This window comes from Hydromonas duriensis (assembly GCF_004363775.1).
GTDB classification, from domain to species: domain Bacteria; phylum Pseudomonadota; class Gammaproteobacteria; order Burkholderiales; family Burkholderiaceae; genus Hydromonas; species Hydromonas duriensis.
Map to the genome: position 1 here is coordinate 101,890 of NZ_SNZE01000003.1, position 14,249 is coordinate 116,138.

The 14,249-nt window shown below is 48.0% G+C and carries 10 protein-coding genes; 5 read left to right on the forward strand and 5 right to left on the reverse strand.

All coding sequences use genetic code 11. From position 1 onward, the window contains the following. Positions 1-21: 21 nt before the first annotated feature. Positions 22-1,542, forward strand: coding sequence for a B12-binding domain-containing radical SAM protein (locus DFR44_RS02440; protein WP_133619132.1), 1,521 nt, complete (start codon positions 22-24; stop codon positions 1,540-1,542). 71 nt (positions 1,543-1,613) lie between these two features. Here the strand turns inward: DFR44_RS02440 and DFR44_RS02445 are convergent, their stop codons facing one another. After that, positions 1,614-2,069, reverse strand: a complete 456-nt coding sequence (locus DFR44_RS02445) for a DUF805 domain-containing protein (protein WP_246012024.1) — start codon at positions 2,067-2,069, stop codon at positions 1,614-1,616. Positions 2,070-2,150: 81 nt separating this feature from the next. Beyond that, positions 2,151-3,098, reverse strand: a complete 948-nt coding sequence (locus tag DFR44_RS02450; RefSeq protein ID WP_133619133.1) for a D-2-hydroxyacid dehydrogenase — start codon at positions 3,096-3,098, stop codon at positions 2,151-2,153. 470 nt (positions 3,099-3,568) lie between these two features. Between DFR44_RS02450 and DFR44_RS02455 the strand changes: the two genes are divergently transcribed. After that, a complete protein-coding gene (locus tag DFR44_RS02455; protein WP_133619134.1) occupies positions 3,569-4,906 on the forward strand; it encodes a dicarboxylate/amino acid:cation symporter in 1,338 nt (445 codons plus the stop codon). A 181-nt stretch (positions 4,907-5,087) separates the two neighbouring features. Then, complete coding sequence (locus DFR44_RS02460; protein ID WP_133619135.1) at positions 5,088-6,506, forward strand: sodium:proton antiporter; 1,419 nt, start codon at positions 5,088-5,090, stop codon at positions 6,504-6,506. A gap of 18 nt (positions 6,507-6,524) precedes the next feature. Here DFR44_RS02460 and DFR44_RS02465 read toward each other — a convergent pair whose 3' ends face one another. From DFR44_RS02465 to DFR44_RS02475, 3 genes are all read right to left on the reverse strand, one after another. Beyond that, a complete protein-coding gene (locus tag DFR44_RS02465) occupies positions 6,525-6,971 on the reverse strand; it encodes an HIT family protein (RefSeq protein WP_133619136.1) in 447 nt (148 codons plus the stop codon). Between the two features lie 108 nt (positions 6,972-7,079). Beyond that, a complete protein-coding gene (gene argB / locus DFR44_RS02470; RefSeq protein WP_133619137.1) occupies positions 7,080-7,997 on the reverse strand; it encodes an acetylglutamate kinase in 918 nt (305 codons plus the stop codon). 202 nt (positions 7,998-8,199) lie between these two features. Beyond that, positions 8,200-9,201 carry an RluA family pseudouridine synthase gene (locus DFR44_RS02475; RefSeq protein ID WP_133619138.1) on the reverse strand — a complete coding sequence of 334 codons (1,002 nt, stop codon included), beginning with the start codon at positions 9,199-9,201 and terminating at the stop codon, positions 8,200-8,202. A gap of 814 nt (positions 9,202-10,015) precedes the next feature. On the opposite strand from DFR44_RS02475, the gene DFR44_RS02480 reads away from it, so the two are divergent. Then, the gene (locus DFR44_RS02480; protein ID WP_133619139.1) at positions 10,016-13,003 is read left to right on the forward strand and encodes an Rne/Rng family ribonuclease; all 2,988 of its coding nucleotides are present in this window, start codon (positions 10,016-10,018) and stop codon (positions 13,001-13,003) included. Between the two features lie 67 nt (positions 13,004-13,070). After that, positions 13,071-14,222 (forward strand): 50S ribosomal protein L11 methyltransferase, encoded by a 1,152-nt coding sequence (locus DFR44_RS02485; protein ID WP_133619140.1) that lies wholly within the window; start codon positions 13,071-13,073, stop codon positions 14,220-14,222. Positions 14,223-14,249: the final 27 nt, after the last annotated feature.

Here is a 14,249-nt window from a genome sequence, read left to right on the forward strand (position 1 = left end):
TATAAGCCCTATAATGTCGCCATGATTACCCTTGCCACCCTTAATGCCCGTTATTCTCACGCCTCGTTGGGCTTGCGTTATTTACTCGCCAATTTAGGTGAACACGCAGCTTATACGCGTCTGGCCGAATACACCATCAAAACCCCGCTTGCTGATATGTGCGAGGACATTCTCAAAGATGCGCCACGCATCATCGGACTGGGCGTTTACATCTGGAATGTCAACGAGACACTGGCTTTAATCGAAGCGATTCGAGCGCGCGCACCTCAGACCGTGATTATTTTGGGTGGCCCAGAAGTGTCTTATGAAGTGGACGCTCAAGCGATTTGTAAAGCCGCTGATTACATTGTGACGGGCTGGGGCGAAGTGACGTTGCCCAAACTGCTTACCGCATTGATTCATGGCCCTAAGCCGCTCATGAAGGTGCATGCAGGCGAACAGCCGCCGTTAAACGACATCGCCTTGCCTTATGAGCTGTACACCGACCATGATTTAAAACATCGTAATATTTACGTTGAAGCCTCACGCGGCTGCCCTTTTAAATGCGAGTTTTGTTTGTCGAGTTTGGATAAAACCGCATGGGCGTTTGACTTGGATGTGTTTTTAATTGAAATGAATGCGTTGTACGCTCGCGGGGCGCGCACGTTTAAATTTGTGGATCGCACATTTAATCTTAAACCCGAAACAGGTCGGCGCATTTTGGATTTTTTCTTAGAAAAAATCACGGCGGCACCCGATGACCCATTGTTTGTGCATTTTGAGGTGATTCCCGACCACTTGCCTGAACTGCTCAAATCCGCCATTGCTCAATACCCTGCGGGCAGCTTGCAATTTGAGCTGGGTATCCAAACCCTAAATACAACAGTGCAAAAGCACATTTCGCGCAAAACCAACTTAACCAAAGCACAAGACAACATCACTTGGTTGCGCGAGCACAGTCAAGCGCATCTGCATGTGGATTTAATCGCAGGCTTGCCGAGTGAGACCATGCAGAGCTTTGCCGAAGGGTTCGACCGTTTATACAGTTGGCGAGCGCATGAAATTCAATTGGGCATTTTAAAACGCCTGCGCGGAACGCCGATTATTCGCCATACAAAAACCTTCAAAATGGTTTACAGCGACAGCCCGCCTTACGAAATCATCAGCACGGCCGATGTGACTAAAAATGAGCTGGATGATTTTAAGCACTTTGCCAAATATTGGGACAACATCGCCAACTCAGGGCGGTTTAATCAAACTTTGCCCTTGATTTTAGGCGATGCGCCGTATGCGCGCTTTAATGAGTTGTCACAATATCTGCATGCACAATGGCAACGCAGCCACAGCATTGCGCTGGAACGACTGTACACGGAAGTGGCGAACTGGCTGATTGGTCAAAGTGAACCGCATGCGCATGATGACATTCGCGCTGCTGTCACGGCGGATTATGTCAGCAGCGGCTCGCAAGGCAAACTGCCGTGGATGGCGCGGGGCTTAACCATTGAAACCAAACAACGCACCGATGCCGCACTGGCGCGGCAAGCGCGACATCAGATGGGTTGATTTTTTGAAAATACTTTATACGTCATCATCAACGTATAGTAACAGCGATTACCTTACCGTTGATGAGTGTGTTAGAACGCCAATTTTTTCGGATTTTCGCCGTATCGATTCTGTCCAGGGTTGCTATCTTGAGTCATAAATACCAGAAGTACTATTGCCCCGACAATTGGAATCAGCGCGATTAAAAGCCACCAACCACTGCGTTCTGTATCGTGAAGTCGTCGTACTGATACAGCAATATTTGGACTTAATACTGCTAAAGCATAGAATCCTTCAAGTAGGCCCACCCCCACTTCAGAACTAAAACTGCCAAAGCGGATGTCTATGATTCCCAGTGCAATGCTAATAATAAAATTGAATAATGTGAAATACCAATATTCCTTTCTTCTAGCTCTTCCACTGAATTGTGCATACTTTTTCAAGACATCCAAATACCAGTTCATATCATTTCCTCTCATTTTAACCCCAAGATTTTTGGTTTGATGGCAGTGGGGCAAACAGCCGTCTAATTTGTCACCAGATTGCATCAAAAAAATGTTGCCACCGATAAATTGTAATTGTATTCGTGAAAGCCATAGATTGATTGCAAATATTGAGGGAAGTATTTTTTAATACCCCTTGTCAAAATCAACCACATATTTCAGCGGCAAGCCTTGATTAAACCGCTCAAAATTATCTTTGAAAATATCAAACACTTCGGCTGGAATGCTCGGTGCGGCGGTATGTGAGGTCAAAGTTAAATGTGGCGTGTCCCAAAACACATGGTGCTCAGGCAAAGGCTCCGTGCGATACACATCCAGCACCGCGCCCGCGATGTCGCCTGATTGTAATGCCGTCGCCAAGTCCGCTTCAACCACGGCCTGCCCACGCCCAACGTTAATGAACAGAGCATGTTGAGCCATGAGCTTAAAAAACGCCGCGTCAAAAATATTTTGTGTGGCGGGGGTGTTGGGCAATACGTTCACCACATAATCGGCTTGAGGCAATAACTTCTGTACATCCGTCCAACCACCAACCACATCGACATGCGCCACTTCACGGGGGAGGTTCATCACACCGAACACACGCATCCCCAAAGCCTTAAAGGCTTGTGCCATGCCCGCACCAATTGAGCCAACGCCAAAAAGCAAAATCGTCTTGCCACGAATCACGCCGTTGAGTGTGTTGTGCCAGCGTCGTTCAAGGAAGGCTTGACGATGCGCAAACAGTTGTCGCTCGTGTGCCAGCACATGCGCGAGTACATACTCGGTCATCAACGGTGCGAATAACCCCCTGACGTTGGTTAAGGCGTAATCGCGCCGCATGCCTGCCGCCAGCAAACCCTCAACCCCAGCCCATGTCGACTGCAGCCATTTCAAGGCGGGCAATTCATGGAGCACTTGTATCGCTAAACTTGGCTCTGCAAACACCCATGAAATCTCTGATTTGTCGGCGGCCGATAAGTTCAATACCGCATCTGCACGCTCACATACAAACATGTCTTGGATGGGTAATGCCATTGTGTGGCATAGCAACTCATAATCTTTTGCAGATTTGGATAAAATCAATCCTCGCATGTCTCGCCCTTACATGTATTAATTGGATTTAATGTTGTCTCTTTTAAACACATTTTTGACTTTAGGTGGCCTCTAAAAGTGAAAAAAATGTATTCTTCATCATTTTTCCACCTTAAACCTAACTTCAACAGCACGTTTACGTAATAAATTATATTGATTTTATTGGCAATAACAATAAATACAAAGCAATTAAATCTAGTCTAACCATAAACTTTGCGCTTTTATCAATTATGCCATTTAAATACTTGAAAAACAGTTTTCAGCCTTTATAATGCGATATCTTTTTCGGGGGCTTGGTGAATTTTTTTAGTGCGTAGCACTCACAACACATTCATTGAATCATCCACACGGGGTTTCATCCCGCGAAAAGGTTGAGGTAAGCCGTAAGGTTAAACGGGGGAGACAAGGCAGCGCCACCCCTTTAAAGTGACACATAAAGTAAAAAGGTAAAAGGAAATATGATGGCTAATATGAATAGCAATGCATCAAAAAGCGGCAGTGGTCGTTTAGCGGCTTATATTCTTATCGCAATGGTTTTGGGTATCGTTTTCGGTTGGATGGTGTACTCGAAAATGTTTGAAGTCGATATGTCATATATCGGTTTACTCTCAACATTGTTCTTACGTGCAATTAAAATGATTATTGCACCATTGGTATTCTCAACTTTGGTTGTGGGTATCGCGCAAATGGGCTCAGGTAGCGAAGTGGGTCGAGTGGGTCTGAAAGCCCTGTTGTGGTTTGTCACGGCTTCGATTGTTTCTTTGTTCATGGGTTTAATGTTTGCTAACTTATTCCAACCAGGTGTTGGCAGTACGTTAACGGCGTTGACACCTGAGCAAATCGCTGCGGGTAAGGCCAAATTGGATGGCTTTTCTCAAGGTGTGAAAGACTCTGGTTTCGTTGCGTTTATTACTGCACAATTGATTCCAACTTCATTTGTTGATGCGGCTGCAGGCAACAAATTGTTGCAAATCGTGTTTTTCTCTGTGTTCTTTGGTGTGTCTTTGGGTGCCATCGGTAACAAAGGTCATGGCTTGGTTGACATCATCGACCAGTTAAGCCACGTGATGATTAAGCTCACAGGCTACGTGATGAAATTCGCGCCTTTGGCTGTTTTTGCGGCTATTTCTACAGTGGTTGCAGAAAAAGGCTTGTCGGTCTTGGTGACTTACGGCAAATTCATGGGCTCGTTCTACATCGCGTTGTTTGCATTGTGGGCGCTGTTGATTCTCGCAGGTTATGTATTCTTGGGCAAACGCGTGTTCACTTTGATGCGCGAAGTAAAAGAAGCTTTCTTCTTGTCTTTTGCAACCGCATCATCTGAAGCGGCTTATCCAAAAATCTTGGATGCTTTGGACCGTTTTGGCGTGAACCGCAAAATTTCAAGCTTCGTGATGCCTTTGGGTTATTCATTTAACCTTGATGGTTCAATGATGTATTGCACGTTTGCATCATTGTTTATTGCTCAGTTTTACAATATTCCGTTGTCAACAACTACGCAAATCGCCATGTTGTTCACGTTGATGGTGACTTCTAAAGGTATGGCTGGTATTCCTGCCGCATCTTTGGTGGTGATTGCGGGTACTTTGGCGCAGTTTGGTCTGCCTGTTGAAGGTATGTTGTTGATTTTGGGCGTGGACCGCTTCCTCGACATGGGTCGTTCTGCGACTAATGCAGTGGGTAACTCAATTGCCTCGGCTGTTGTGGCAAAATGGGAAGGTGAATTACTTTCGGCGGATGATGCCGCAAAACGTGCGGCTGATATTGAAGCTGAAGCCAAAGCGACTTTGGATCATCACGCGGCATAAAAAAGGCTTTATTACCCGTACTGACGGGTAATAACCTTACTATTTACCTCATAAAAAATGCGAGCTTAGGCTCGCTTTTTTTATGGGTTATCACAAACCATCAGAAAGCAATCGGCACTTGCACTTGTGCTCGAAGGGGGATGACCGTTAGAATGAAGCCTCTCTTGAAAAGGCTGTTCTAATGTTAAAAAATCTGTTTATTTTATTGATATCGTTGTTTAGTCATTCAGCCTTTGCTGCTGAAGGCGGTGGGCTGTCGAGTCTGGGTTTGATATGGGCACTGCCTTTTGCTGGGGTTTTATTGTCTATTGCTATATTTCCACTGGTTGCGCCTCATTTTTGGCATCAACATTTTGGCAAAGTGGCTGCGGCTTGGGCGGCCGCATTTTTAATTCCAGCCGCGGTTCAATTGGGCATCGGTGAAGTGCTTCATATCACCGCGCATGCTGTGTTGGCCGAGTATATTCCTTTCATTGCGCTCATTGCCAGTTTGTACATCATTTCGGGCGGCATTTACATCAAAGGCAATTTGCATGGCAGCCCTAAAGTGAATACCGCTTTTTTGGCGATTGGTGCTGGTTTAGCCAGTTTAATGGGCACGACAGGCGCGGCAATGTTGTTGATTCGCCCTCTGTTGCGAGCCAATGACAATCGCAAACATAAAATACATGTGGTTGTGTTCTTTATTTTTTTGGTGGCCAATATCGGTGGTTCATTAACCCCGTTGGGTGACCCGCCGCTATTTTTAGGGTTTTTAAAAGGCGTGCCTTTTTTGTGGACTTTACAAAACATCTTGCCTGAAACCTTGCTGTCCGTTGCGCTGTTGCTTGTGGTCTTTTACTTGATTGACCTTTATTACTACCACAACCGCGAGGAGGATATGCCCGCCATTATGGATCCGACGCCCGACACGCGCGATATCGGTTTTGAGGGTGGTTTGAATTTTGTATGGCTACTTGGCGCAGTTCTGTTCGTGTTGCTCAGTGGCTTGTGGCAATCGGATGTGGTGTTCCATGTTTTAGGCACGCCACTTCCTTTGCCGAGCTTGGTGCGCGACGTCGGTTTGGTGCTGATGGCGGGATTGTCTTGGCGCTTCACCGCGCAGGATGTGCGTTTGCTTAATCATTTCAATTTTGAGCCTGTATTTGAAGTGGCAAAATTGTTCATTGCCATTTTCTTGACCATTGCGCCTGTTATTGCCATGTTGCAAGCAGGTTCACAAGGGCCGTTCGCCAGTTTGGTGAGCGCGGTGCATGATGCCAACGGCGTACCGATTGATGGGCGATACTTTTGGGCAACAGGGTTGTTGTCTGGCTTTTTAGACAACGCGCCGACTTATTTGGTGTTTTTCAATCTTGCTGGGGGCGATGTGGCGCATTTAACAACCAGCTACGCCAGCACTTTGGCCGCAATTTCCGCTGGCTCGGTATTTATGGGTGCACTCAGCTACATCGGCAATGCACCGAACTTTATGGTTAAAGCCATCGCCGAGCATTCAGGCTTAAAAATGCCATCGTTTTTTGGTTATTTGGCGTGGTCTTTTGGAATCTTGATACCGCTGTTTTTAGTCTTAACGGTGATTTTTTTCAGGGCTGGCTAGCAGCCATACACCGCGTTATCATGCCCAAAGTGCGATGCGTAATGCGGTCACTAATGCATCTCGTTGTTCGGGCGATACACATGGCCGCGCAGTTTGCGCGGCTTGTTCTTTGGTGAGTGCCCAGATGGGGGTGGGGAAGTTAATGTCATTCGCGAAGCGTGGGATAACATGCCAGTGTAAATGCGGCGTCATATTGCCCAAGCTGGCAAGATTGATTTTAGTGGGTTGCAAAACTTGGCGCATCACCGTTTCAACCAAACACACCGTTTGCATCAATTGACTGCGCTGCGCAGGTTGTAAATCGGTCATTTCGGACACATGCGCCTGCCACACCACCCGAACAAAACCAGCAAAATGTGGGTCGTCGACCATGATGACGCGCAAGTTGTCATTCTGCCAAACCAGCTCGCCGCCGTCAGAAGAGCATAATTCACAACTCGGATTAGGGGCATAAATAGGACGCATGATTTCTCTACTAAAAAAGGTTGTATAAATGATTGTATGATTGTTTACAACAATAAAACGAATGGGCGAGGGATGTTAAAGACAAATGCCCCCACCTTAGCCGCTCGGTCAATTTGAAATCATTGTGCCCACGCCCGCGTCAGTCAAAATCTCCAGCAACAAACAATGTGGTACTCGACCATCAATAATGTGGACTGAATTGACTCCGCTTTTTGCGGCATCAAGCGCGGATGAAATTTTTGGCAACATGCCGCCTGATAACGTACCATCTGCCACCAACGCATCGATTGTCCCCGTGTTTAAATGCGTTAACAGCGTACCGTCCTTATCCAGCACCCCTTTAATATTGGTCAACATCACCAATTTTTCCGCATTCAGCGTCCGTGCCAACTCGCCTGCCACAACATCGGCATTGATGTTGTAAGACTGGTTCTGCTCATCGGAACCAATGGGTGAAATCACAGGAATAAAGCCGCCATTAATCAAAGCCGTCACCGCGGCAGGGTTGATTTTGGTAACTTCACCCACCTGTCCAATGTCATGTTGAATAGACGCGTCTTTGATGTCCTGCAAAAACATTTTTTTCACTTGAATCAAATGCCCATCGCGACCAGACAAACCGACCGCCGCCCCACCCGCATGATTAATTAAACCCACAATCTCACCCTGAACCTGCCCGCCCAGCACCGCCTCAACAATGCCCATTGTGTCTTTGTCCGTCACCCGCATGCCTTGAATAAACTCCCCTTTTTTACCCAAGCGAGTTAGGGCATTGTCAATTTGGGGCCCGCCGCCATGCACCACAATCGGCTGCATGCCCACGAGTTTAAGCAACACCACATCACGGGCAAAACACTCTTGCAAGTATTTATCGGTCATGGCGTTGCCGCCGTATTTGATGACAATGGTTTTGCCTTGAAAACGGCGAATATGTGGCAAGGCCTCGGCCAGAATGCCAGCTTTTAAATTCGGTGAAATGGTTGCTATTTGTTCGTAAAGTTCTTTAACGTCGGGGTTGTGTGGCATGATTGGCTTTCGGTTTTCCATTAAAAGTTCAATGTGATTTGATTGATGAGGGCGTTCGAATCAACCGTATAATTCAAACCTCAAAAGTATAAACGCTTCATTATCAGATGGCGTGAAAAAATATGTCGCTTTATATCAAGGTCGATGATTGAGTTGATTGGTGGAGCGGTTGGCTTGGCGATAGTGAACACACAATTTTCGATTAAACAGAGTGTTTGTTAATGAATTGAACAAAATCAATCGGCAATTCAGCAGTGAGTGCCAACATTTCACCCGTCACGGGGTGCTTAAGACGCAATTCATGCGCATGTAAAAACATGCGGTCGAATTTTTGTTTCGCCAATGCCTTGTTTAAATCAAAGTCGCCATACTTATCGTCACCGACAATGGGATGGCCTAAATGCGCACTGTGTACTCGAATCTGATGGGTGCGCCCCGTGTAGATTTTTACGCGCACCGCAGTGTAACCATTCAGGACTTTATCAATATTAAAGCGACTGTGCGCGCTTTGCCCCGTTTCACTGACCAATACTCGGCGGTCGCCATTGGCTGCCACAAATTTATATAAAGGCACGCGCACATGGTTCTCTTTATCGGTCACCTCGCCTTTGAGTATGGCGTAATAGCGTTTGTCCATTTGCCCTAAACGAATGGTTTCATGCAGCGCCACTAAAACGCTGCGCTTTTTGGCCAACATCAGCAAACCCGAAGTTTCTTTATCCAGCCGATGAACCAGCTCGATAAATTTAAAATCTGGATAAGCCGCACGCAACTGTTCAATCACGCCAAATGACACGCCTGAACCACCATGCACCGCCAGACCAGCGGGTTTGTCGATGACCAATAAAGCATCATCCTCGTACACCACGGGCAACTTGGTGGCGCGAGCCGTAGGAACGGGTTTGCTGGTTCTTTCAGCAACCCTAACGGGCGGAATGCGCACCACATCACCAACTTGCAATTTGTATTCAACATCCACGCGGCCTTTATTCACGCGAACTTCGCCCTTGCGAACGACACGATACACCCAACTTTTAGGCACGCCTCGGCAAATTCGCAGCAAAAAATTGTCGATGCGTTGCCCTGCTTCCTCTTCGCCAACAGTGTGCAAACGAACACTGACGGGCGCAGGCGTCGTATTTTTTTCGGCGATTTGCAGCGAACTGACATTTTTTTGTTCAAAAGTCTTGCGTAAGTGTTTCATTTTGTTATAATTTGTCGGCGTTATGTGCAGCCTAGAGACTTTTAACTTAAAGTCACAGACCAATGGGTCCTACAAACTGCACGGGCGATCTTTTGTGACCAAAGACCGTTCATTGACGCTATTGTAAACAGGTTTAACCGATTTTCCCTAATGGTTTGCTATTTGATTGGGCATCGTCGTTAAGAAACGACCCCCATGCCAGCAGCAAGCCACCGAAAACGGGTGTCCAAACACGGTGTTGGTCACACATGCGAACGGCATTTGTGAGAACACCATGTGGACGTCATGTGAACTTTGAAAAGAATTTAGATGGCACGATGCGTCGTGTCATTGCGCAGTGGGTTTGAAATACCAATATTCATTTTGAATCCACTTAAAAATTGGCAATGGTTTTTACCAACGCCACGCGGTGGTGCACAGTGTTAGATATTGATTCGACGGGTACATATTAAAAATGAAGTGCTCGCCGAATCGCTCGTTGATTCGCTGATGACGCATGTTGATGCGCGCAGCATTTTGAGTGATGCAACGTCGTTTTCGACTGCCAATATTTCACGCAACGCCCCCATACCGTTGGATGTTCGATGCTCATTTCATATTTGGGCTTGAGCTACATCTACGTGTTTAAATGAGGCGCGTCAGCAATGCCAGCATTCGCAAGCCTACAGTGCGCTTGCGTATAGCGTCTAATGTGCGCCTTGTCATTACAAGTATGCGACACAACTTTCTTTTTTAACTCCACACGTCCAGGACTCGGTCTGCAACGCCTCGGTTGCTAGAACGCGAGTATTGACTCGCATTGGAGTTTATAAAAATGAAACGCATGTTATTTAATGCCACGAATGCAGAAGAGCTGCGCGTGGCAATTGTTGATGGTCAAAAGCTCATCGACCTCGACATTGAAACCGCTGGACGCGAACAACGCAAAGGCAATATTTACAAAGGCATCATCACCCGTATTGAACCTTCTTTGGAAGCATGTTTTGTGAACTATGGCGAAGAGCGTCATGGTTTCTTGCCTTTTAAAGAAGTAGAGCGCAGCTATTTTAAACAAGGGGTCGATGCACGCAACGCCAGCATCAAGGACGCCTTGACCGAAGGTCAAGAAATCATTGTTCAAGTGGAAAAAGAAGAGCGCGGCAATAAAGGCGCGGCCTTAACCACATTTGTATCATTGGCGGGTCGTTACCTCGTGCTCATGCCGAACAACCCACGCGGCGGCGGTGTTTCTCGTCGCATTGAAGGTGAAGAACGCAACGAATTGCGTGAGGCGATGAGCCAACTCGACATTCCACAAGGCATGAGCATCATTGCACGCACAGCGGGTATTGGCCGTTCAGCCGAAGAATTAAAATGGGACTTAGACCACTCGTTGCGTTTGTGGAACGCCATCGCGGGCGCGGCTGAACCCGATTTGAATGAAAAAGGTCAACGCAACAACCCTGCGCCCTTTTTGATTTACCTCGAGTCGAGCCTTGTGATTCGCGCCATTCGTGACTACTACCAGCCCGATATTGGTGAAATTCTCATCGATACGCCCGAAATTTTTGAGCAAACCCAGTCCTTCATGGGCGCGGTCATGCCACAAAATGTTCATCGTGTGAAGTTGTACACCGACGACATTCCATTGTATTCACGCTTTCAAATCGAGCATCAAATTGAAACCGCTTATGCGCGCACCGTGCCTTTGCCATCAGGCGGCGCGATTGTGATTGACCACACAGAAGCGTTGGTTTCAATTGACGTGAATAGCGCGCGTGCCACCCGTGGTTCTGACATCGAAGACACCGCCTACCGCACCAATTTGGAAGCGGCCGAAGAAGTCGCACGCCAATTGCGCTTGCGTGACTTGGGCGGCTTGATTGTGATTGACTTCATTGACATGGAGTCGTCTAAAAATCAAAAAGACGTTGAGGTGCGTTTAAAAGAAGCATTGCGTCACGATCGCGCGCGCGTACAAATGGGCAAAATCTCACGCTTTGGCTTGATGGAGTTGTCGCGACAACGCCTGCGTCCGTCATTGTCAGAAGGCTCGCACACCACTTGCCCACGTTGTAACGGCACAGGTGTGATTCGTGACATCGAATCGTCGGCGTTACACGTCTTGCGTATTATTCAAGAGGAGGCCATGAAAGAGCACACGGCCGCGTTGAATGTCCAAATTCCCGTGGACGTGGCGACCTTCTTGTTAAACGAAAAACGTGCTGAAATTCACGTTCTCGAATCCCGCACAAAAACCAATATCATCTTGATTCCAAATAAATATTTGGAAACGCCGCACTATAAACTTGACCGCATGCGTCACGACGATGAGCGTTTGGACTTGGTACAGGCCAGCTACACTCAAGTTGAAAAACCAACGGAAGAAGTTGAATACAATTTAAAAGAAGCTCAAGCCGCCGCACCTCGTCAAGAAGCGGCAGTCAAAGGCATTTTGCCAACGACACCCGCGCCAACGCCAACGGAGCGCGCCCCAGCAACTAAGAATGCTGCTGCGGGACAAGCCCTCGGCTTTATCGCTCGCTTAAAAGCATTTTTCTTCGGTGCACCTAAGGCTTCACCCGAAAAAGCGGCTCCTGAATCGGAGAAAAAGTCATCTCAGCGCGGTCGCAATGCGCACAACAACCGCAATCGTAACGAAGACCGTGCGCAGCGTGGCGAACGTCGTCGCAACCGTAACGAGCGCAATGACCGCAATAGCAAGGCAGAGGATGGTGAGCGCAAAGAAAGCGAGCAGGCACAACCCGCACAACGTCAAGAGCGCCAAGAACGCCGTCAACGTAACGACCGCAATGAGCGTAAAGATAATAACGATGCTGCGCGTACTGAAAAAAATGCAGAACAGCGCAATGAAGCTCGCAAGGAAAATGAAGGGCAAGAAGAGCGTCAACCCCGTCAGCAACGTCAGCCCCGCCAACAACGTCAACGCCAGCGCACTGAACGTAAAGACGACGCGGATACGTCAGTCGTTGTTGAGACCGTGAATGCTGTTGCAAATGTTTCACCTGCTGCAAGTCAGATTGAAGCGAGTGCGGCCACAGTATTTGCTGTTGAAGCCGAACACAACGTAAAAAGCAGCGAGGCAACAACACAAGCCGCGCACAAAGACCAAGGTGAGCAGGTTGAAAAAGCCGAGCGAACCGAACGTCGCAGTCGAGGCGGACGCGACCGTCGCGAACGCCGCGAACGTCGGGAGCAGCGTGAGCAACAATCAGGCAGCGCATCGTTGGAGTTAAGCCCAACAGCCAACACCATTTCGCAATTGATGCGTGATGATGCCCCTGCGTTGGATCACTCGCCCATCACAATTGAAATTCCAGCACAGCCCACAACACAACACAGCACCACCACGTTTGTTGTTGAGCCTGTTGCAGTTCAAGCACCTGTTGTCGCTCCAACTCAAGAAGCCCCTGCGGTTTTAGTAGAGGAAGAAAAAGTAGCGCCTATCTCGGTGGCAACACCTGCACAAGTGGCGGACATCCGCTTCGTCAATGCCCCTGCAACAGACGTGTTCGAAGCAGAGCCCGTGCGTGTTGTGAAAGAAGAGACTGAAGCCGCTGCCGTACCTGCTGTTGTGGCTCCAATTGCAGCCCCTGTTTTACAAGCGGTAGAGCCAATAACAGTGCCTTTGGATGAAGTGCTCAATAAAGTGGGCTTGGAAATGGTGCAAACCAAGAGCGAAGCCGTGACACCCTATGTCATGACTGCGCCTGTGCCCTCGCATCCACCACGCGAACGCAAACCGCGTGTACAAGCATCGGAAGAGCCATTGCAATTGGTTGAAACCAGTCACAACGCTTAATTTGTGTCAAAAAAGCAGCTTCGGCTGCTTTTTTTATACGCCCAATATACGACCCAAAGAGAACAATATGAATTTAACCCATACGGCGTCTTTTGTTGAATGGATGGAAAACGATGAGCTGCAACGTGCGGTTTGGCACTCAGAAAATGGAGCACCTGCGCCTAAGCGTATTGTCATTGCAAATGATGCCACGCCTGCAGATGTGGCCTACCGATTGGCCTGCGAAGGAACGGCTTTACTTTGGCGCGGCGATTATCAAAATGCTCGACAATTATTGCAAGCATTGACCCGTCGCATCGACAAGCGGCCTAAAAAAAGTAAAACAGACATTGATGCGAAAACGGCTTTTCATTTGCACCGTCAAGCACAAGCTCAACGCGCCCGAATTTTAGGCATGTTGTTGTTGCCTTTAAACGGTGATTTCAGCATCCCGCTGCGCCGCGCCCCAGATGTGAGCGAGGCTTGCCAACAGGCCTATGGCGCACGTCATGACGGCCAGACGACTTTAGTTTCTTTGCGAGAAATTTTGGGTGTCATCGGTGCGCATCAGTGGCGTACAAAAGGCGTTGAAATCAATGCGCTTGGTGGTCGTATCCATCCGTATTACGGCGTTTTTTCGCCCGTGCGTGGCGAGTACATCGACTTGGTCGCGCAGGCTAAATTACCCAGCACAGAGCTGGCATTTGACATCGGTACAGGAACGGGCGTGCTCGCTGTGCTATTGGCGCAAAAGGGCGTGCAGCGCATTGTCGCGACCGACATGAGTTTAAATGCGTTGGCATGTGCAGCGGAGAATATTCATCGTTTCGCTTTAAACCCGTCAATTGAATTGAAGCACACCGACTTATTTCCAGAAGGGCGCGCCCCTTTAATTGTGTGCAACCCGCCGTGGCTGCCCGCACGACCAAACGCGGCGATTGAGTTTGCTTTGTACGATGACAACAGTCAAATGCTCAAAGGTTTTTTAAATGGTTTGAGCGCACACTTAACTGTTGACGGAGAGGCATTTCTGATTTTGTCGGACTTGGCGGAGCACTTGGCCTTGCGTTCTCGTGCAGAATTATTAAGCTGGTTTGTCGAAGCAGGCGTTGAAGTCATCGCCCGTCATGATGCGCGGCCGCAACATGCGAAAGCCTTTGATAAAAACGACCCCTTGCATCTGGCTCGCTCAAAAGAAGTGACTTCGCTATGGCGGCTTCGCTTGGTCGATGCGCCATGAAAAAAGCCCATCACATGCGATGGGCTT